At 41.3% G+C, this 17263-nt stretch carries 30 protein-coding genes; 3 read left to right on the forward strand and 27 right to left on the reverse strand.

Features of this window, described 5'->3' with window-relative positions; genetic code table 11:
* On the forward strand, positions 1-564 hold the full coding sequence (locus ACEXOE_RS14295) for a hypothetical protein (RefSeq protein ID WP_394749496.1): 564 nt from the start codon (positions 1-3) through the stop codon (positions 562-564).
* A 147-nt stretch (positions 565-711) separates the two neighbouring features.
* Here the strand turns inward: ACEXOE_RS14295 and ACEXOE_RS14300 are convergent, their stop codons facing one another.
* The 21 genes from ACEXOE_RS14300 to ACEXOE_RS14400 all read right to left on the reverse strand — a co-directional run bounded on the left by ACEXOE_RS14300 (position 712) and on the right by ACEXOE_RS14400 (position 12336).
* Positions 712-1170, reverse strand: a complete 459-nt coding sequence (locus tag ACEXOE_RS14300; RefSeq protein WP_394749497.1) for a hypothetical protein — start codon at positions 1168-1170, stop codon at positions 712-714.
* 72 nt (positions 1171-1242) lie between these two features.
* Positions 1243-1701: a hypothetical protein gene (locus tag ACEXOE_RS14305; RefSeq protein WP_394749498.1), complete on the reverse strand. Its 459-nt coding sequence runs from the start codon at positions 1699-1701 to the stop codon at positions 1243-1245.
* 4 nt (positions 1702-1705) lie between these two features.
* Entirely contained in the window at positions 1706-2485 is a 780-nt protein-coding gene (locus tag ACEXOE_RS14310; RefSeq protein WP_394749499.1) for an HNH endonuclease signature motif containing protein, read from the reverse strand.
* An 11-nt stretch (positions 2486-2496) separates the two neighbouring features.
* Positions 2497-2961 carry a hypothetical protein gene (locus tag ACEXOE_RS14315; RefSeq protein ID WP_394749500.1) on the reverse strand — a complete coding sequence of 155 codons (465 nt, stop codon included), beginning with the start codon at positions 2959-2961 and terminating at the stop codon, positions 2497-2499.
* A gap of 15 nt (positions 2962-2976) precedes the next feature.
* Positions 2977-3432, reverse strand: coding sequence for a hypothetical protein (locus ACEXOE_RS14320; RefSeq protein ID WP_394749501.1), 456 nt, complete (start codon positions 3430-3432; stop codon positions 2977-2979).
* Entirely contained in the window at positions 3429-3764 is a 336-nt protein-coding gene (locus ACEXOE_RS14325; protein ID WP_394749502.1) for a hypothetical protein, read from the reverse strand. The genes ACEXOE_RS14320 and ACEXOE_RS14325 overlap by 4 nt, the downstream gene beginning before the upstream one ends.
* Positions 3761-4153, reverse strand: coding sequence for a hypothetical protein (locus ACEXOE_RS14330; protein WP_394749503.1), 393 nt, complete (start codon positions 4151-4153; stop codon positions 3761-3763). Before ACEXOE_RS14330 ends, ACEXOE_RS14325 begins: the two co-directional genes overlap by 4 nt.
* 3 nt (positions 4154-4156) lie before the next feature.
* Positions 4157-4318 (reverse strand): hypothetical protein, encoded by a 162-nt coding sequence (locus ACEXOE_RS14335; RefSeq protein ID WP_394749504.1) that lies wholly within the window; start codon positions 4316-4318, stop codon positions 4157-4159.
* Positions 4319-4623: 305 nt separating this feature from the next.
* The gene (locus ACEXOE_RS14340) at positions 4624-4944 is read right to left on the reverse strand and encodes a hypothetical protein (protein ID WP_394749505.1); all 321 of its coding nucleotides are present in this window, start codon (positions 4942-4944) and stop codon (positions 4624-4626) included.
* A gap of 175 nt (positions 4945-5119) precedes the next feature.
* Positions 5120-5557 (reverse strand): hypothetical protein, encoded by a 438-nt coding sequence (locus ACEXOE_RS14345; protein ID WP_394749506.1) that lies wholly within the window; start codon positions 5555-5557, stop codon positions 5120-5122.
* Positions 5554-5916 (reverse strand): hypothetical protein, encoded by a 363-nt coding sequence (locus ACEXOE_RS14350; RefSeq protein ID WP_394749507.1) that lies wholly within the window; start codon positions 5914-5916, stop codon positions 5554-5556. Before ACEXOE_RS14350 ends, ACEXOE_RS14345 begins: the two co-directional genes overlap by 4 nt.
* Before the next feature lie 3 nt (positions 5917-5919).
* A complete protein-coding gene (locus ACEXOE_RS14355) occupies positions 5920-6120 on the reverse strand; it encodes a hypothetical protein (RefSeq protein WP_394749508.1) in 201 nt (66 codons plus the stop codon).
* An 11-nt stretch (positions 6121-6131) separates the two neighbouring features.
* The gene (locus ACEXOE_RS14360; protein ID WP_394749509.1) at positions 6132-6383 is read right to left on the reverse strand and encodes a hypothetical protein; all 252 of its coding nucleotides are present in this window, start codon (positions 6381-6383) and stop codon (positions 6132-6134) included.
* Positions 6384-6822: 439 nt separating this feature from the next.
* Positions 6823-7011 (reverse strand): hypothetical protein, encoded by a 189-nt coding sequence (locus ACEXOE_RS14365; RefSeq protein WP_394749510.1) that lies wholly within the window; start codon positions 7009-7011, stop codon positions 6823-6825.
* Entirely contained in the window at positions 7011-7730 is a 720-nt protein-coding gene (locus tag ACEXOE_RS14370; RefSeq protein WP_394749511.1) for a DUF3164 family protein, read from the reverse strand. The genes ACEXOE_RS14365 and ACEXOE_RS14370 overlap by 1 nt, the downstream gene beginning before the upstream one ends.
* A gap of 110 nt (positions 7731-7840) precedes the next feature.
* Complete coding sequence (locus tag ACEXOE_RS14375; RefSeq protein ID WP_394749512.1) at positions 7841-8227, reverse strand: hypothetical protein; 387 nt, start codon at positions 8225-8227, stop codon at positions 7841-7843.
* A complete protein-coding gene (locus ACEXOE_RS14380) occupies positions 8220-8570 on the reverse strand; it encodes a hypothetical protein (RefSeq protein WP_394749513.1) in 351 nt (116 codons plus the stop codon). Before ACEXOE_RS14380 ends, ACEXOE_RS14375 begins: the two co-directional genes overlap by 8 nt.
* A gap of 18 nt (positions 8571-8588) precedes the next feature.
* Positions 8589-9224, reverse strand: a complete 636-nt coding sequence (locus ACEXOE_RS14385) for an ATP-binding protein (protein ID WP_394749514.1) — start codon at positions 9222-9224, stop codon at positions 8589-8591.
* Between the two features lie 16 nt (positions 9225-9240).
* Positions 9241-10131: an AAA family ATPase gene (locus ACEXOE_RS14390; protein WP_394749515.1), complete on the reverse strand. Its 891-nt coding sequence runs from the start codon at positions 10129-10131 to the stop codon at positions 9241-9243.
* Positions 10132-10143: 12 nt separating this feature from the next.
* A complete protein-coding gene (locus tag ACEXOE_RS14395) occupies positions 10144-12138 on the reverse strand; it encodes a hypothetical protein (RefSeq protein WP_394749516.1) in 1995 nt (664 codons plus the stop codon).
* 3 nt (positions 12139-12141) lie between these two features.
* Positions 12142-12336 (reverse strand): hypothetical protein, encoded by a 195-nt coding sequence (locus ACEXOE_RS14400; protein WP_394749517.1) that lies wholly within the window; start codon positions 12334-12336, stop codon positions 12142-12144.
* An 80-nt stretch (positions 12337-12416) separates the two neighbouring features.
* On the opposite strand from ACEXOE_RS14400, the gene ACEXOE_RS14405 reads away from it, so the two are divergent.
* Positions 12417-12902 (forward strand): hypothetical protein, encoded by a 486-nt coding sequence (locus ACEXOE_RS14405; protein ID WP_394749518.1) that lies wholly within the window; start codon positions 12417-12419, stop codon positions 12900-12902.
* On the opposite strand, the gene ACEXOE_RS14410 is transcribed toward ACEXOE_RS14405, so the two are convergent.
* Together ACEXOE_RS14410 and ACEXOE_RS14415 are read right to left on the reverse strand one after the other, a co-directional pair.
* The gene (locus ACEXOE_RS14410) at positions 12894-13064 is read right to left on the reverse strand and encodes a hypothetical protein (protein ID WP_394749519.1); all 171 of its coding nucleotides are present in this window, start codon (positions 13062-13064) and stop codon (positions 12894-12896) included. The genes ACEXOE_RS14405 and ACEXOE_RS14410 overlap by 9 nt on opposite strands.
* Positions 13065-13439: 375 nt before the next feature.
* Entirely contained in the window at positions 13440-13580 is a 141-nt protein-coding gene (locus tag ACEXOE_RS14415) for a hypothetical protein (RefSeq protein ID WP_394749520.1), read from the reverse strand.
* A 923-nt stretch (positions 13581-14503) separates the two neighbouring features.
* Between ACEXOE_RS14415 and ACEXOE_RS14420 the strand changes: the two genes are divergently transcribed.
* Entirely contained in the window at positions 14504-14815 is a 312-nt protein-coding gene (locus ACEXOE_RS14420; protein WP_394749521.1) for a hypothetical protein, read from the forward strand.
* Between the two features lie 21 nt (positions 14816-14836).
* On the opposite strand, the gene ACEXOE_RS14425 is transcribed toward ACEXOE_RS14420, so the two are convergent.
* The 4 genes from ACEXOE_RS14425 to ACEXOE_RS14440 all read right to left on the reverse strand — a co-directional run bounded on the left by ACEXOE_RS14425 (position 14837) and on the right by ACEXOE_RS14440 (position 17231).
* The gene (locus tag ACEXOE_RS14425) at positions 14837-15031 is read right to left on the reverse strand and encodes a hypothetical protein (protein WP_394749522.1); all 195 of its coding nucleotides are present in this window, start codon (positions 15029-15031) and stop codon (positions 14837-14839) included.
* A 157-nt stretch (positions 15032-15188) separates the two neighbouring features.
* A complete protein-coding gene (locus ACEXOE_RS14430) occupies positions 15189-15653 on the reverse strand; it encodes a hypothetical protein (protein ID WP_394749523.1) in 465 nt (154 codons plus the stop codon).
* Between the two features lie 10 nt (positions 15654-15663).
* Complete coding sequence (locus ACEXOE_RS14435; protein ID WP_394749524.1) at positions 15664-16797, reverse strand: hypothetical protein; 1134 nt, start codon at positions 16795-16797, stop codon at positions 15664-15666.
* A gap of 23 nt (positions 16798-16820) precedes the next feature.
* Positions 16821-17231 (reverse strand): peptidoglycan DD-metalloendopeptidase family protein, encoded by a 411-nt coding sequence (locus tag ACEXOE_RS14440; protein ID WP_394749525.1) that lies wholly within the window; start codon positions 17229-17231, stop codon positions 16821-16823.
* Between the last annotated feature and the right edge of the window lie 32 nt (positions 17232-17263).

A 17263-nucleotide genomic window follows, 5' to 3' on the forward strand; every position in this document is an offset into this window, starting at 1 on the left:
ATGAGCGTAAAGGGAACTACATATCTGGAGGTAACCGAACATCTCAAAACTACGGTACCCGCCATAAAATGGGTCGATAAGGACCGGGGGCAGCTGGAGGATCCGGCAAACTTTATCTTTCCAAGGCCCGCGGTCTTCGTGAGCTTTGGTTTCGGCAATTATGAGAACCTGGGAAAAGGGGTTCTGAAAGGTGAAAAAAGGCTGCGGATCCGTACGGTCTACGAAAACTATGCAGATAGCCATACGGGCAGTATCAACCAGGAGAAGGCACTCGCATACTTTGAGTTCGACGAGGCGGTGCATGTCGCCCTGGAGGGGTTTTCCGGGACCCATTTTACGGGCCTTACCAAAGTGGCCGATGAGGACGATCTCGACCATGCCAATCTTATCGTGGGGCTCTTCGAATATCAGATGCAGTTGGTGGACGATAGCGCGGCCAGCTCAAGGAACTTCGAACTGTTGGAGCCGGACGCCGAACTGGTCACGAACGTGGTGAGGAACTCTCAGGGCATCGAAGAAAACGGGGACGACGATAGTCCATTTGTCATCCCCGGTATCTCCTAATAATCCTTGTAGACCCCGGTTCGGGAAATTATCAACCAGAGCGTCTTTTTCGTCAAGGGAAGGAATTCGTCCTCCAGAAGCTCGAGGGCGCGGTCGGACCTCATACTCTGTTTTTCATAAAGCTCATTGAAGCGTGCCCTTATACGCTCATTCCGCTCCACTATCTTGGGGTTTTTCTTTCTTTTTGGTTTCTCTGACATTGGATGATGGGATTTTGATAAGTTCGTAATCTTTCGATTCTATGATATTCCGGACATTGGTCTCGAATATCCCTTCAGGCCCCTTCATCACGACACCGGTGACAAAGGAATCCCTGGAGGCCACATTGGTGGCACAAATGTCCATTACCTCGTATTGTTTGCCCTCTGCGAGGTATACCTGTCCTATGCGGACATCGTGTAAATATCTCAAGGGCAGACCGTCCCGGGATATGGCGATATTAGATCCTATGCTGCTATAGGTGATTTCCTTGTCGAGCAACGATTTTGCCCGCTTTATGGATGGTTTGGTAAAAGGACTGTGCTGATCCTTCGGGATACCTTCCATGTGGTTGATGTAAATTGTGAGCGCAGATCTGATTATGATCTGATCGGATAACTTTTCCATGTTTTAGTCGATTTAAATTTATTCCATAAATTTAACGTAAAGGGACCCGTGAATCCTTGCAGGTTTCCGTAATCATACTTCCCTTGATAATTTTAGCAATTGCATTTTCGTCCTTTCAACATTTACCAGGGTATTTGCAATATCGCATACCGATTTCGCCCGGGGTATATAATTGGGATCTTCCTCGACCTTTTCGAGCATGGACAAAAGGGAATCCTCTATTTTCCGATAAGGCATCGGGTCATTCACTAGCATTTCAGGAGTAGCTACTTTTTGTGGCACGATGGGTTTGTTTGGTTGCGGTTCTAATGCGGGCACAAACGCTTTTTTAACTTTAGGGTCATCGACCACCTCCAAGCCTTCAATGAAGTCCTTTAATTCGATATCATCCAACACGAAGGTCCTTCTGTCCGTACTGATCACTTTTTTACCGCTCAGATCTTTCGTCTTTATGACCTTGTAGACAAGCCCTTCATACTTTACGAACTTTCCAATAAGTTCTTCGACCTTAATTTTTTCTTTGTTTTCCATAAAGTTAACTTTCTATTTTAGATATTGATTTTTTGACCTTGCTGATAAGGGCCATGGTGCGTACGGCCTCTTTTGGAAATTCGTGTTTCGAATTCCGGAGCATGTTTTCCTCTCTTGTGATCAGGGTCCAATTACTGGGATCGGTATTCGTCCTGGATCCGTCCAAGGAAACCAAACAATGCCCATCGGGAACTTTCCCATTGATCTGTTCCCATAGATACCTGTGCTTTAATACCTGCTTGCCACCGCCGATGGACATGATGATATATCCGTCCCGGGACAAGTGCTCCCCGTTGACGTAATTGTGGGGCACATGTCCTTTTTGAAATCTGGTCGCTTTAGTCCTTTCAATAGCTTCAGGACTCATAAAGTCGGCTTGTTTTTTTCCTTTGTTCTCCGGAGTCCGGCCTTTTTTAAATCGACTTTCATTTTTACGCTGTTCGATTATCTCCCTGGGAATGGAAAGGTTCAATTGTTCCAGGCGTTTGGCAACACCTGTATAACTTTTTCCTATGATGGACCCCATAGTCTTTATCGGCATTGTAAGATAATTGTCCATGATAAATTGGGTCTGTTCCTCCGTAAAAGATGTCCTGCCCTTCAGGGCATTTCTTCGGAACTGCTCCACGATTCCGGGCGGGACCTCGAGGTCGTTCTCCCTCATGTAACGCTGTATCACGCCCCTGCTGCAGTCCAGGGCCTTGCCAAGTTGCCTACTGCTCATTTTCAGATAATTGTCCCCAATGAATTGCTTATCTTTTTCCGTGAATATGTGACGTGCCATTAAATTGTTTCTTATTTACCGAAAAGTTTTTTGTATTCATTGACGGTTATCTCCACACAATCATCCGGTGCATTGAACTCCCAATCATCACCCACCGAGAAACCAAAATAATCTGCATTATTGGAGTTATATCCTATGGACTTGAAAGGTCCTCCCTCGAATCCCACGCAATGGTTCAAACGGTCTACTATAATCGTGGGCAAGGCCATGATTCTGTTATGGATGTCCTTTCCGGCCTTTGAATTCTTTTTGGGAGAATATCCATCATGTAATTTCTTCCAAATTTTTGGATCCGGTTCATTCTCAAAATGTAGGCACGAAATACCGCCGAAAACAGAGAAAGGGGCTCGTCTCCATGACTTTGCTCCCAAGTCCTTTGCAAGTTTACTGGCCGCCAAATGTGCCCTATCGATTTCCAATTGTAACAGGGCAAACCTCTTGCCCGTCCACGATGTTTTTTTTGTTTTGAATTTCATTTTATTTTTAAATATTTATGAGTTTGTAAATTCGTCCTCCCATCTTCGCTGATATAGATAGGTGTCCGGGTTCATTTTCGCGATACCATTATGGAGGCGCAGATAGTTGTTATAGCGGCGTATTCCCTCTAGGGCCTTTATCCGGTCGGCATCGGACAACTTTTTCCATAGAGTGCTACTGCGTGTCTTTTTTGTCTTTTGCCCATAGGACTCCCAGAATGCGTCGAAACTGATGTCTGGAAGCCCTACATCGACTTTAAAGTAATCTTTTAGGTCCGTTGGCCATTTTTCGATCTGGGACTGCCTGTAAGGGAAATTCCCCCTTCTGAAAAGCCATTCGACCTGTTTGTCGCCGAGGACACCCTCGAGTACTTCAAAACTCTTTAAAACACCGTTCAAATGGTATTTAAAGACCCATATATCGGGGCGCTGTTTTGCCCCCACCGTATATGTGGTATATTGCTCTTTCATGACTCTGGTGGAAAGATTTTATCGATATAGCCACGTATGCCCTTGATAGTATTCCGATTTCTTGGGTGATCGTACTCGTTCCTTAGATTTGGATCTAGTTGGTGGCCAAAACCTTCCCGTATCGCATGGCGATATCGGACTATCAGGTCATAGGTCAATAAATGCCGGTCCTCCTTGACCTTGTTCGCCTTTTCGACGGCCACTGCGAAATACCAGTCCGATCTGTACTTTTCGTATACCTTTCCGTCAGGGAATATATATTTGGCGGTACCGTTCCAGTATTGGATCCGTTTATAAAAATCGGTCTCGTGCTCGTTTAAGATATCTTTCATCTCAGGTCCATTAATAATTTCATCTTGAAAAGCCTTTTTTGTGACGGGCTCAAATGCCGCACCATACCGTTAAGTTCATCCACCATTCTCTTATATTTGGTTTTGTTTACTTTTTTGATCTCGCGAAGAAGTTCATATTCTTTCTGTGCCGCCCAGTCAGGCTCTTCAAGTGCCTCGATTTCCTTTTCCTTCAACCTGCCCTTAAATTCATAAGGCTGCTTTACTCCTTTTTCCGTTCGTGTGGCCTCTATGATCGCCCCTAAGGATTCTCCAATGAATTTTTTACCGTACCAATCCACTTGGCCTGTTTTCGAGTTTCTGTAGCGATACCTTATTTGATTTTTTCTATTTAAGACACGGCCCAAATATGTAAGTGTAATGCGTTCCATATGCTAGTATTGATCAAAAAAAGTCGGTTCATTATCTGCTTTTATCATGTCGTCGACACGCGTTTCCCAAAATTTGGCATTGTTGAGATTTCCCGAATCTCGATTTTTGAAATAGGCCTTTTGAGCGTTGCGCATGTTTTTTACGGCCTCTTTGAATTTGTCCATATTACGTTAGTTTTTGATTAAGGTCGTCGGCGACCATATTTAACAATGTTCTCTCGTATTCCCTTATTTCCAGGTTTGCCCATTCTCGCAAAACGAATTCCAGCACATAGGCGCAATGGTACCTGAGCGTAATGTTGAACTCGTTTTTACCGGGCTTTATCGATAGTTGCTTTTTGAGCAGCTTCGAATTCAATTCGTGCACAATGCTGCAATTGGCGCGCATGTCCCTGGGACCGTATTTATCATTCTTGGGCGTGACCACCCTCAAGAATTCGTTTATCGCCAAAAGTTTATCCACTGTCAGTTTAATTTTTATCTCGTACATCTTTTTTGATTTTGGATGGCCTGGAGAACCGGTACCTGTCACCGGGAGATATAAAAGGTTCCTTTAAACATGAAACGGTCTCTAATTTTGAAGGAACGGGGATCTTATAATCCCCGGAATCTTCCTTGACCTTGCCAAAGGGCATTTCCTGTATTTTCTGGATCTGGCCCTCTAAGCGGGTTATCTCACCCGAAAGCTTCAATTTATCGTCCATGGTGAGCGGATCCCCGGGGTTTTGCAAAAAGTCCATGTAAGACTTCTGGAGGCGCTGGAGTTCGAGTATCTTGTATTGGTACTTCACCTACAATCGATTTCGCTCTTCAATTTCATTCCGCAATCATGGCAGTATATCGCGACTCTTTCACAGGTCACGGTCGAATCCATTACCCGCAACGTCTTATACCTGTGCTGGCAATCCATTAATTCTGAAATTATCAGGTACCAAGGCCTTCCGGATTTAGTGCAGCGTTCGTACATTACCTATATTTCTTTTTTACCATCGCCTTGAGCGCTGATATCGTTTTACTTACTTCTTGAGTGTCCATGGATATGAGTGGCTTTTTGACCGGTCCTTGGCCCTGTCCGAGCGTTCCTTCCAACCATTGGCCCAATTTCCCGATATCGGCAATGTTACGGCCCGTTTTAAGATGCTTCTTTTGCCATCCGTATTGCATGCACAATGAAAGAATCTGTTTGTGTTGCTGGTCGGTACGATCGAACGCCCCCCAATTGGATGCCTGATGGGGATTCCCCCCACGGTTTACGATGATCTGGTTCGCCTCCTCAAAGGTCAGGTCGTCACAACTGGTTTTCCCGACATCCTCGGTGGCCCATTGCACGAGCTCTTCCTTTAGATCCTGGTTATATCCGCATAGTTTGTAGATATACTGCTTTTGTCCAGAGGTCGCTTTCATTGGTCACCGTTTTGTATTGTTGTTAATTTTGATTTGGGGGCAAAGGCAATGACTATTGCCATTGGATATTCCGATTTATGATCTATCACCGTTCCATCATCAAATCTCAACATGAGGTCATCCTTTTCGCGCAATTCCCTAAGACATTTCATGTTTTCATCGCTGAAAGTTTTCCAAATTTTTAAATTTTCTTGCATGAGGGATTGGGCCTTTTCAAATCCAATCATCCAATGAAAAAGAACATTATTGGCGGCATCTTTGCCCAACAAGGTTTCGTGCCTTGTATACCCTATGTCCTTTTTGCCAATTTCCCTGATTTCTTCAATGCTGAGATTTCGAAATTTTGTAATATCCATCATATTCTATTTTAGATTATCATTACAGCCATCAGTCATGGACGCCTCCCTTATATGCTCAATGGGCGCAGCACTCTCCCAATAGGTCCTATCCTCTTCACCGCAAACGCGGATGTTATATCCCCTGATTTCCTCGCAGGGGCACATTACCGTTTCCTGACAGGAAAGCAGCAGTAAGGCCATCGCTAGTTTTATTGTTTTCCTCATTTTCGTACAGTTTAAAGTTGATTCAGGTGGGAGATATAGAAGTAAGGATCCTTCAGTATACTATCCGCTTTACGCTGATCGAAAGTATCGAGGAAATCGTCCGCCAGTTGCATGCTCATGGGCGACATCGTCAAGGTGAAGAGCATGTTATCTAACTCGAATATAATTTTGATGTGGAACATTTCGGGATTTTCGCGGTCGCTGTCCTTCATGACCAGTATCTGATTTCCTTGATGTTCGAATAATTTGCAAAATTTTGCCATTTTGTTAATATTTATTAATGGTTATACACTAAATCCAGAGCCGCTCGACCAACAATCATCGCAGATGCCGGTATTCAATTCTTCGCGCTCTTTGAGGGGGGCTCCGCACAGATCGCAGCTGTCCGGAGTTAGGATAAATATGCCCTTTATCTGTTTTCTGAATACGACCAGTAGGGCAAGTATCCCGAGCGCCAATGCTATTTTAAATTCTGTCATGATTAAATTTTGTTTACATTTTTATTAAAAAGAAGCCCGTCTTTCCGGGCCGTCATTCTTTTCCTCCCTTGTCGGCAAAATACTTTCCCACTGTCCCGACGTTTATCCTCACCGGTCTAATATCACCCTTAGTAACCTTGGCTGGAGGGGTCCGGTGCATGGCATCAAGGAAGGACCTTTTAGGGGCGCGAAGAAATCCGTAAGCCCCATTTTGACAGTGCCCTCATTTGTCTTTAATGCTTGTTAGGTGATGGTGCACACTGGAGAAGAAATGGACCGACCGCTTTAGTTCCCGTTTTCTCCTGGGGGATTTTGCTTTTTCAACGTCATATTTCAAATCGTCTACGGCCATCCCTATTTTTTCAATTACCTCCTCGATGGGCATTACCTTCTGGTTTTCTTTTTTCGCCATTATATCGCACTAAAATTAAGTTCCAAGGTCTCCCACTTATCGCCCGCACCCCTTACCTTGAACACATAGGCATATGCCTTCATGTGCGTTGAATAACTTTCGTTTATGAGCCTAAGACCTTCTAACCATCGATTGTCTTCAAACCTATCCCTGTGCTGCAGCAATACCATTACTCGAGAATATTCCATGTCTCCATTTTCATTTCTGGCAAGGAAGCTCATCAGCATTTCATAAGTATCCTTATCTCTTTTTTTGACAGTATCGCCAAGAAATTCTCTAATTAGGGAAGCTCCTTTGATACTCCGTTCATCCCAGCGAGGTTGAGTATCTCGTCTACGGGTTACTGCAATGCTTCCATCTTTACTTTTGATTGTAAAACCTCCTTTGCTATTGCCTGGCATTTCACCATAACCGTTAAGATCTTGGGCTTGCTTCTCCATTAGATCATGGCAACTTTCTTTTAGTAGACCAAGAAGCTCGTTTACTTGAACAGCTTCTTTGTGCAATTTTACCACGGTGTTTTCACGCCTTTCCTCGTAATCTTTTCTTTCTTTTTCCCGCTTTCTGCGTTCGGCCGCTTTTTTCTTTGCCAGCATGGCTTCCAGTTCTTCGATGGTGGGCTCTTTTTCTTGAGTGTCTTTCATGTCTTCGTTATTATGGGTTCCTACTATGATCGGGTCGACGACCTCGATCTGTTTTATTTCATCCGTGATCTTCATTTGGATATAGCATTTGTTGAAGTTTCTGTACATAGTTCCGGATGCCTTCGGGGACGGGACCGGTAAAGCCGTTCATAAAGCCCTTGGCAGACTCGTAGCGGTTTATGAGATCAATTGTTGACATGGCACTCGATTTTTTTGTTCCTGGCGCTTCGTATCATTTCGTTATTGTATAGGCGGTGTGAATTTTTCACGCACATTTGATAAATCTCATGTGCTTCCTTTATGGATGGGCGTGGTGCCATATCCTTTACATCCTCCAGGAAATCCAACAAACAATCCACGTACATCTTTTTGAAACTGTGGAACAGGGCGGTATCCGCGATCAGGTTCTGAAAGTCCTCCCTGACCACCTCGAGGCTTTGTCCGTCAGGTGTTGTGTCGGCCCGTAACATAGCCCTGTTATGGCACCATCTTAGCCAATCCTGCATAAGGCGCTCCTCCAGCTGTTCTTCCGTATATCCCATAAAGGACATTATCATTTTTGTCCTATTCATGGGAGAGGGCTTTGATGACCGTTGATTTTGCATCCAGAAAGGATGCCATTTTCTGCAGGGTGGCCGGTTTCGTAGTGCGGTTCTCCGGATTCTCTATTACCTGGATCAATTTCTGCAGCGACTGCAGCAGTTCCGGTGCCGTTGCAATGAGCTTGGCATTTGCCTTTATGATCGGGGAATTGCCGTTTTCGTCCTTCCGGCCGCCAAGGGATTCCGGAAGAACGGCAACGGGCGTCCGCACGCTGTTTTTTGTTTTAACACGCCATTGTCCTCCTCTAAATGGGTAGGGCTTAGGGTCGAAATACTTGTCCCATGGTCCTTTTGATCCTTTGAAATCTTTCATTTTGTCTATTGTTTTAAGTTAAATTTTACTCCAGTATCTTCTTGCGCCCTCTTCCCACACGATATAATCATCGGTGACCCTTCCACGGCTCATCCGGCTTTTGCTCGTTACTTTGAACCCTTTCGCGAACATTTTGATATCCGAATTATATCGTATGAAATCCGCTACCGCTCCCTTGGGGCGTTTTCCATCGGCATGCGAATTCCAGATGAACAATTTGTCCGGAAAATCCTCTTCCAACTGCTCGTACTGTGACCTGTTCAGATCAAAGTACTGTAGGGAGTCTATAATGATCACCTTGGCACTTCGTGGGCGATGCAAACGCTCGTAGAGGTCTTCTCTTTTGTATCTTGGGAGGAGCATAAAACTTCCTTTTCTGCATTCGTACATCCTATATTCATCCAAGAGATCCGTCATACTTCCCCTGTCCTTTTCCTCCATACTATTGTAATCGACTTTGTACCATTTGGAGAGCTCTTTTGCCAATTGCATCAGAAACGTTGACTTACCGTCTCCACTGTCCCCGTATAAAAACCAGCTGCCGCGTGGCTCCGGACTTCCCAATAATTTTTTGAATTCTCCGGTAAGGGGTATCCTTTCGATTTTCTTGGCTTTCATCTTCCTTGGAGAGATGGCGGCCCGTGTTCTCTTCATTTGCCGCATCCTTCCGCTAAGCTGTTACTTCTTCAAAATCCACGTCTATTGATTCCACCATTTGCTTGTAATCGCGTTGTTGCTGTATTTCTATGTCGCGTTTGACGCGCCTTAGATCACCCTCGCTATTGTTGTATACAAAGCTTACGGTATCGGGATCCATGATTCCATTCGCATTGCATATTTTGCGGACATCGATCATGCTTATCGGATCCAATCCTATAAATTTCCTGCCTATGCGGCTATAGAGTTCCGCATAACCTATCTTGTCCCTGTTCACTCCGTTCTTGACCCTCTTTTCCAAGGCCTTTACTCCTGAGAGGACAAAACCGCAGTAACCGTCCAGTTCGTTATAGAAATCCATAAAAAGATCGGTCTGTGAGTCCTTTAGCTTATCGAACTGATCTATGATCACAAGGGGACGGTGCATTCCCTTCATCTTTTTTATGAACTTGTCCACGAGTTCTTCTAGCGTTCCGATCTGGGACAGTCCCGCTGCCGACATCAGATGTTTCATGTAGCTTTTTTTGCTCCAGGCATTCGCGCATTCCAGGTGCACGACGTTGGGGTTGTCCTTGGCGTACTTTCTATAGGTGTGCGTCTTTCCCCTTCCCGCATCTTCTGAAATAGCTATGCTAATACTGTTTTCCTGTGCATTGTTGAGAAGGGCACGGAGTACCCTGTAATTTTTGATATCTGCCGATTTCCAAGAAAAATCCAGTTTGAGGTTGACCTGTATCGATTTGAACATATCGCTACTGATGTGCTGCCAATTATTGTTTATGACCTGACTTATGGTACCGGGAGATACCCGGGCCCTGTTGGCCACTTGCGCCTGTGATGTCTTTGCCGACATGGCTGCCACTTCCTGGGCGATACGGTTCATTTCTTGTACGGATAGGTTCATAATTTTCAGGTTTTACATTCTACTTAGGAAATCAAAGGATTCCGATTCTGTTCTTTGTTTTTTTGGCAGCTTCCCGCCGAATTTCATCAGGAGCTCTTGATCTTCCACCAATTGCTCCGGGGTTATGCCCGTACGCTCCTGTAGGGCCTTGGCCTTGGCACGGATCCTGTCGAGTTCCCTGTCCCGGACTTTTCTGTCCTTCCACATCTGGGCCTTGTCCTTTTCCGACATGGTGGCGGGGATCTGTTTGGTCTGGCGCTTTGGCTGCGCATCGGTGATATACTCTCGATTACCGTTGGGAAGTTTCAGGTGGAGGCGTACATAGTTGTCCATCTGGTCGGGATCGTACTGCACGAAAAACTTGCACCGTTGGTACTTGTCCCTGAAATCAAGATCTACATTGCCGTCGGCATCGTATACCTCATATTCATAATCGACATTGCTGATCGTCGGACAAATTCCAGAGTTACCATATATGACCGCTTTTTTGGTAGAAACCCAGTATAGGTCCATTAAGTCAAAAACTGTCAATGGTTCACTTAAAAGCTCTTTATGGCCTTCGTATACATCGGTGCGCGATTCTTTGAATTTTGGATGTTTCGCTTCGTTCCATTGGTTCAGGCACTGCACAAAGACCTTTTCCAGATCCTCGAACTTATGTAGGTTATGCTTCTCTGATTTGATAAAATCGATGTTGGGCACACTATCCAATTTTCTGGCATCCACGGCCTGTTTATCCGAGAACCATTTGGTGTTGAGCACTTGTTGCTGGAAACGGGAGAAGAGTTGCTCTACGGGCGATCCGTGTTGGCGGGCCGCATGTTTGTAGTGCTCTCCACGGTTTCGGGCCACCAATCTGTCATAGAGGGATTGCATTTCCTTTGTGGTGTGGCCTGATTGTCCATCGTAAGTAAATAGGAATGGTCGTCGCATTGTATCTTTAGAAGCCATTTTAAGGGCCTTAAAATGGTCTCCATGTGTCTCGGACCTACTAAAGGAGTAACCGATTATCTTTTCGCTATAGACGTCGAATACGCAATCGATCTTTATATCGGCGCCCATGCCCTGTTTGTTGTCCTTCACGTGAAGCCAATCCAATTTGGTGCCATCAATGGCCCAATAGGCGTTGGGGAACCAATCATTTTTGTTTCGGGTCAATTTATGACCATACTCCGCTCTCCATTCTTCAACTCCGTGGCGCTCCAGAAACCAAACTTTTCTTTGCTCGGTCTTATCGAGCCATTTGCTGATGGCCGATTCGGTGAGTGCGGGCCATCCATGAACCCTGTGTATCTTCATGTATTCCATATGCACGACAGGAATAACCGGCTTATTGGGTAGGCAATAGGTCGCCAAAATCCAATCCGCGGCACTTCCTTTTATCTTTTTGGAGTTGTTGTTTCCAAAGGCCTTATGGATCAATGATATATACCCTTCTTTTAGGTACTTTTTGAGTTTATTGTCAAGGGCGCGGTAGTTGCTCGGGAGGTTGTGGGGAAACTTGCACTTTGTAGTGTTTGGGAAGGTTACTTTTTTGACATCCTGGATCACATCGCAGATTTCCTGTTTTGATTCACCGATTCGAAGGTCCATGCCATTGAGCTTTTTCAATCTCAGCCGTTCTATAAGCTCTGCATAAAGTGTCAATATCTGAACTTCGCAATAATATTGGTTTATGCGGTCCTTAACAAGGTTCTTGCCCGTCGTCTCGTCGATGTAATCTTGAAAGAACAAATAGGCATCCTTATTGTTCTTTAACTGGTTGATAAATGTAGATACGTCGTCCTGTAGGTAAGGGTCCCCGTAAGCTTTTTTCAGCGCATCCTTAAAAATTGGGGGGAGGCTAGCATATGCAACCAAAGCCGTACGACCATTCCCTCCCGTACGTATCTTTTCAAGTTTTCCTGATCTACATTGCCATTTATAATTATCATATGATAAAAGGGAGAGGTCAGAATATAATGCCTCGGCAGGAATTGCCAGTATGTTTTGGTAGGTTTGGTACATATCTTAGGACATTGGCATGAAAAATCGAATAGTTTCTTTAATTCCGTTGTATATTTTCAACGATAGCGCGGAGGTTAATTCTACATCTCCTTCAACTATTGAATTAACATAAGTGTGGCTACAACCGTATTTTTTAGCTATTGCGAGCTTTTTCCCTTTTAGTATCTCTTTTTCAATATCTGTAAATTCAGCCTTCATAAATATTTTTGTACTTTCAATATTTGAAACCAAAGCTAAAGTATATTTTCAACAGTTGCAAATATTAATGAAGAAAATTTATGATTTTAAAACGTATCGAAGAATTTATACTTCATAAAAAAGTAAGTTTTAACAAATTTGAAGACGCTGTAAACGTAAGCAGGGGCGGTATTTCAGGTGCTATACGCAAGGGCAGAAATATTGGGTCTAATGTTGTTGAAAATATCTTACATAAATATCCAGACTTAAGTTCCGAATGGCTGCTAAGAGGAGAAGGAAATATGTTAAAAAGCGAAAATAAATCGTTTAATACATCTAGTGAAGATTATACTTCCTCCTTAGACAATAGTATTATTAAACAAGTAATATCCTATCTCGGACTTCACTCAAAAGTGGATTTAGTCGAATTATTGCAACAGTTCAACGAAAATAATAACATGGGCGAAGAGACACGCACTAGGTTAAGGGTTGAGCGTTTGGAGAATCTTATGGCAAATTACATTTTGGAATTAGGGGAGTTAAAAGAATGGAAGGAACATATTGAGAAAAAAACGGTTTCAAAGTGAATTAAAATCATCAATGGTTTTGGTCAACTTTTTATCCAGCTTAAATAACTTAGATTTTAACTTTCTTTTCAACGATTGTCTAATACTTTTAGATTCATCTGAATTATAAAATTCTTTATTATTCTCAAAATCCAGTACTTGTTCTAGGAGGTTTTTCTTCATTTTTTTCTACTTTTTCCTAGATAATATGCGGCGATTAATAGGACCCCGAACACTACATTGAGTATTATTTTTGTGGAAAATTCATTTGATGTTGTTTTCCTACCATCAAAAAGATAGATTCCAAGTTGAAAAGAGGCCATAAGAATAGGGGCTACCATCATAAACCTATCAGATTTATTGCGGGACCGAATAAAAGCATAGATCCAACCTATAAGGCCAAACGTAAAAAGTGAAAATATATATACCCCGGTACGCAAGCTTTTAAAGCCTGCAAAACCAGGGTATTTTTTTAGGTCGCCTATATCATGGATATAGACAAGCACTGAAGACAGTAATATAAATAGAGCCGAAAGGGCTCCCAGTATTATTTTTTTTCTAGATTTCTTCGTCGTCGATTTCTCCGTTGTCGATTCCTTGTTCATAAAGTCCATTTTCATCCGCATCAGTCTTGGTGCATGATACCATTAATCCGCTTAATAAAATTCCAAATACAATTGTTAAAAATACTTTTTTCATAATATGAGATTTTTAAAGGTTTATATTACCTTAAAAGTAATCCCATAAACAATTGATTTGTAGTCCGTAACGGGGGAAGTTATCCAACACTTATCAACGCACAATATACATACTAAAACCATAGTATTTTGTATAAAAACCATAGAATAACTATGGTTTTTATTGTTAATATTATAGAATTAATACTATAAATATATTACTATTTTCTAATTATATACATTAAATGAGATATTAAAGTTCTGTTAAAAGCCTACTTCTTTTTTAAGTATAGGGCAAACGGAAAACGAATCGTGCAGAAAAAAAGTGTTAAAAAAACTGCATTATCCTCGTAAAATACTTTATATCAATTAATTAAAGTTTTTTTTGAAATGGTTTTTGCAACATTTAAACCTATTTTAAATTGGTTTTTATGTCATTTACCCGCCTTTTAATGTAAATTAATGTCATTATAACCTCAAAGAAGGGCCATTGAAATGTTTTAAAAACAACTTTTTCTCTCCCCAACTCTCTCCCCAACTCTCTCCCCAACTATTTTTATCTAGTTTTTACTAAATTCAATATTCGTTTAAATGGGTGTTAAAATCATATTTAAACACTTTGAAATAAGCATTATAATTATACCATAAACCTTGATTATACCATATTTAAGGAACTTTTTGAGCGTTTAATGGTATACAAGTACTATAATGTTTAAAAGTTTATTTAGTAAGTTGTAGTTAAACCGTAGTGAATGGTACTTAATGCATAATTCGTTTATAGATTAAGAAAAAGCTATAAACCCTGTAAATGCCTATAAACACTATGAATTCGACCTTTTTTCGACCTTTTTATAATGTATTATTTGTTTTCTTAGCCCTAGGGCAAGATAAATAATTTTTTGAAATCCGATCTGGATCTTCTAGATTTGGAATAAATCCTAATTAATGGAATATATCCAATGTAGAATTACGAAGGAGATTTTGTTGGCCGTTGTCCACAACAATAAGGGATATTTGAAGGTAACAAATATGGGACCCCAATGGGCCGCCATACAGCAAGGAGAATATTATTTAATGGACCTAAGCGGTAAGCTTAAAAATCCAAGAAAGACAAAACGGGCTTTGGAAACGATTTTTACAGGCCTGATCAATAAACATTTGTGCTTTGAATATAACGGTGTTCTTTATACTTGGGGTAACGGCAAATGGAATCAAACTCCAGTGGGGTTTAAGTGGCCGGTGGAAATTGATGCGTAACAAAACCAAAATGACGAGTGATTATAACTCGCCTTCTGAATAGTCGTCCCTATCCTGAAGTATTTGAAGAAGTCTTTCAGGTTTGAGTGTATATTGATCCAAAATTTCATCCGTTCCAAATTTTCCGCAATTAGAACTAAATACCAATTCTATCTTACCTTCTCTGTCTTGAATATTTACAGAAACTTTTTGATCTTCTTTTGAAGTATACATCATAAACTTAATTGGTTGATTAAATATAGCAAATATTGATTAATATCTCTTAGGTAATATAACTTAATGTTTTTAATGTTCTACGAACCTTTAAGATGTATTTTCCTATATTAGAAGTTATAAGTATATAAGCTTATTCTAAGAATTATAAGCTTTATTCCTAATGTTTCTTTTTGAAATAGGGAATAAGACGAACAGAAGCTATAACAATAGCGATAAGGAGAATTATCCATAGCATCCAATTGAAACCTTTGAAATTGAAACCCTCACTTTCTGTTTTGGTGTCTTTGGTTTTTTCAGAACTTGTGAAATTGCTTTTATCCTCAGCTTTTATTATTCCTTTATCTACTGTAGATGAAGTAGAATCGATCTCTTTTGTTTCCAAGGTAATACGGGCGTTCCGTATCGTATCATTATTGATAATAATAGGGGTATCTACATCTAACGGCTCATAAGTTACCTTGTTCAAAACCTTGTTCACCCGTACATTGGAAATGATATCTTTATTGTGAACAAAAGAAATATCTTTCCGTTCAACCTTTATTTTTTCACTCTTTCCTACGGTTCGCTTCCTGGAACCGCAAGAGCAAAGTAATATCAGTGATAGTAAGACCACATTTTTCATATCTTAAAATTTATATTGCCATCATATGAACATCGGGCAATCCTATGCCGTTATCGCTGATCCTTAGGTATCCCGAATTGCTGTTATAACCTAATGTTTCACTATAGTAATTCCCGGTAAAAAAACTAGGACAGTGCATTCTTCTATGATCTAATCCGTCATCCTTGATCGTTTTAAAATTCTTCCGTTGGGCAACGGTAAGTTTTTCGATTATACTGTGAAGATGTGCTTCAAAAATAAAATTGAAAACCCCTTTTTTTCCATACTTCCAAAGTATATCCTCAGTACTCTTTTTTGATATCCCTTTATCTCCATGCAAATTGATATGATTTATTCCTTCAACTAAATGTGTTATAATATAAGGATGGAATTCTACATCATACCCCATAAGTTGCAATCCCCAAGCTATCAACTCTGCAGCACCTCCCTTAACATCTTCGTCATTTGCTTTTGAAGTCCTATCATGATTCCCTGCAACTATTTTTATACATCCCAGATTGTCAATTTCGGATAAAACTTCATGGAGTAACTTGCAACATAATTTTATTGCCATGGGGCCTATTTCCTCCTTGTCCAAGCTCATCCATGAATTGATATGGTTCAATCCGCTAAAGGATTCTATAAGATCCCCCATTATATGGACATGTATTTTTTTATGGCCCAATCTGTTCGTTTCATAAACCGATCTTATAAGGCTTTCCCTTAAAATCGTTGAGTCATAGTCCTTGGTCAAGAGTAAATTCCTAATATGCGCTCCAAAGTGAAGGTCTGCCCATTTAAGGACGGTTTCTTTGGCTAGTACATATTCCTTACTCTTATAGAAGTATATCGTAGAAATTTCTTCTTTCAACACATTCTTTATGTGTTGGATATCAATACTATTCTCTTCAAGATTTTCTCTAAAAACAATATTGTAATATGGTGTACCCGTATGGGATACCAACTTATAGGAAGATATTGAAGCCCTTGGCAGGTTGTAATGTTCACAATACTTGTCAATGCACATCATCTTTCCATCGTCGCCCCAAGCGGACATTACAAATGGTTTTTTACCATAGTCGTTAGGCACGGTTTCATGACCCTGCTTGAACTTTAAAAACTCCTTATAGAGCTCTTCACTCATTCTTGGCCTAACTTCTTTCATTCAATTCAGAAATTGTATTCCATTTATTCGGTTAAAAGAGGTTCTGGATCCGTAAGCAATCCATGTTTGTATACCTCCATGTGCAAATGATTCTTCATTTTAGACCCCCAAAATCCAGCTATATCCTGAACGATTCCGATTTCCATTCCTTCAAATACTCTTGAGTTTAATTTTATTCCCGGAGTTTTTAGCTTTGCATACATAAGTCTGACCTTATAAACATCTCCAGTAACTTGAATATATTTGAATTTAGAGGTGTGCTTGTAAACAGTTCCAATTTTAGTCACAATTCCATTTATTGGAGACAATACTATATTTCCAGGTTCGGCACACAGATCAAGCCCTTTATGCTTTCTATTTCCGCGTTTGGCTCCATAATAACCGTGACCAGTAGGGTCATTACCTCTTAGAATGATTTCATGTAATGGCTTCATTTATCGATCCTTTTACGTTTAAAAAACTTCTT

It is taken from the genome of Spongiimicrobium salis, from assembly GCF_043678055.1.
Taxonomy (GTDB): Bacteria; Bacteroidota; Bacteroidia; order Flavobacteriales; family Flavobacteriaceae; genus Spongiimicrobium; species Spongiimicrobium salis.

Excerpts from the sequence above, each read along its gene's own strand:
- ACEXOE_RS14415 (WP_394749520.1), bottom strand. The coding sequence starts at position 13,580 with ATGAAAAAAGTATTTTTAACAATTGTATTTGGAATTTTATTAAGCGGA.
- ACEXOE_RS14335 (WP_394749504.1), bottom strand. The coding sequence starts at position 4,318 with ATGGACAAATTCAAAGAGGCCGTAAAAAACATGCGCAACGCTCAAAAG.
- ACEXOE_RS14420 (WP_394749521.1), top strand. The coding sequence starts at position 14,504 with ATGGAATATATCCAATGTAGAATTACGAAGGAGATTTTGTTGGCCGTT.
- ACEXOE_RS14400 (WP_394749517.1), bottom strand. The coding sequence starts at position 12,336 with ATGAAGGCTGAATTTACAGATATTGAAAAAGAGATACTAAAAGGGAAA.
- ACEXOE_RS14430 (WP_394749523.1), bottom strand. The coding sequence starts at position 15,653 with ATGAAAAATGTGGTCTTACTATCACTGATATTACTTTGCTCTTGCGGT.
- ACEXOE_RS14305 (WP_394749498.1), bottom strand. The coding sequence starts at position 1,701 with ATGGAAAACAAAGAAAAAATTAAGGTCGAAGAACTTATTGGAAAGTTC.
- ACEXOE_RS14295 (WP_394749496.1), top strand. The coding sequence starts at position 1 with ATGAGCGTAAAGGGAACTACATATCTGGAGGTAACCGAACATCTCAAA.
- ACEXOE_RS14440 (WP_394749525.1), bottom strand. The coding sequence starts at position 17,231 with ATGAAGCCATTACATGAAATCATTCTAAGAGGTAATGACCCTACTGGT.
- ACEXOE_RS14325 (WP_394749502.1), bottom strand. The coding sequence starts at position 3,764 with ATGAAAGATATCTTAAACGAGCACGAGACCGATTTTTATAAACGGATC.
- ACEXOE_RS14360 (WP_394749509.1), bottom strand. The coding sequence starts at position 6,383 with ATGGCAAAATTTTGCAAATTATTCGAACATCAAGGAAATCAGATACTG.
- ACEXOE_RS14300 (WP_394749497.1), bottom strand. The coding sequence starts at position 1,170 with ATGGAAAAGTTATCCGATCAGATCATAATCAGATCTGCGCTCACAATT.
- ACEXOE_RS14315 (WP_394749500.1), bottom strand. The coding sequence starts at position 2,961 with ATGAAATTCAAAACAAAAAAAACATCGTGGACGGGCAAGAGGTTTGCC.
- ACEXOE_RS14330 (WP_394749503.1), bottom strand. The coding sequence starts at position 4,153 with ATGGAACGCATTACACTTACATATTTGGGCCGTGTCTTAAATAGAAAA.
- ACEXOE_RS14410 (WP_394749519.1), bottom strand. The coding sequence starts at position 13,064 with ATGAAGAAAAACCTCCTAGAACAAGTACTGGATTTTGAGAATAATAAA.
- ACEXOE_RS14310 (WP_394749499.1), bottom strand. The coding sequence starts at position 2,485 with ATGGCACGTCACATATTCACGGAAAAAGATAAGCAATTCATTGGGGAC.
- ACEXOE_RS14380 (WP_394749513.1), bottom strand. The coding sequence starts at position 8,570 with ATGAAAGATTTCAAAGGATCAAAAGGACCATGGGACAAGTATTTCGAC.
- ACEXOE_RS14390 (WP_394749515.1), bottom strand. The coding sequence starts at position 10,131 with ATGAACCTATCCGTACAAGAAATGAACCGTATCGCCCAGGAAGTGGCA.
- ACEXOE_RS14345 (WP_394749506.1), bottom strand. The coding sequence starts at position 5,557 with ATGAAAGCGACCTCTGGACAAAAGCAGTATATCTACAAACTATGCGGA.
- ACEXOE_RS14395 (WP_394749516.1), bottom strand. The coding sequence starts at position 12,138 with ATGTACCAAACCTACCAAAACATACTGGCAATTCCTGCCGAGGCATTA.
- ACEXOE_RS14365 (WP_394749510.1), bottom strand. The coding sequence starts at position 7,011 with ATGGCGAAAAAAGAAAACCAGAAGGTAATGCCCATCGAGGAGGTAATT.
- ACEXOE_RS14435 (WP_394749524.1), bottom strand. The coding sequence starts at position 16,797 with ATGAAAGAAGTTAGGCCAAGAATGAGTGAAGAGCTCTATAAGGAGTTT.
- ACEXOE_RS14405 (WP_394749518.1), top strand. The coding sequence starts at position 12,417 with ATGATTTTAAAACGTATCGAAGAATTTATACTTCATAAAAAAGTAAGT.
- ACEXOE_RS14375 (WP_394749512.1), bottom strand. The coding sequence starts at position 8,227 with ATGAATAGGACAAAAATGATAATGTCCTTTATGGGATATACGGAAGAA.
- ACEXOE_RS14385 (WP_394749514.1), bottom strand. The coding sequence starts at position 9,224 with ATGAAGAGAACACGGGCCGCCATCTCTCCAAGGAAGATGAAAGCCAAG.
- ACEXOE_RS14355 (WP_394749508.1), bottom strand. The coding sequence starts at position 6,120 with ATGAGGAAAACAATAAAACTAGCGATGGCCTTACTGCTGCTTTCCTGT.
- ACEXOE_RS14320 (WP_394749501.1), bottom strand. The coding sequence starts at position 3,432 with ATGAAAGAGCAATATACCACATATACGGTGGGGGCAAAACAGCGCCCC.
- ACEXOE_RS14370 (WP_394749511.1), bottom strand. The coding sequence starts at position 7,730 with ATGAAGATCACGGATGAAATAAAACAGATCGAGGTCGTCGACCCGATC.
- ACEXOE_RS14425 (WP_394749522.1), bottom strand. The coding sequence starts at position 15,031 with ATGATGTATACTTCAAAAGAAGATCAAAAAGTTTCTGTAAATATTCAA.
- ACEXOE_RS14350 (WP_394749507.1), bottom strand. The coding sequence starts at position 5,916 with ATGATGGATATTACAAAATTTCGAAATCTCAGCATTGAAGAAATCAGG.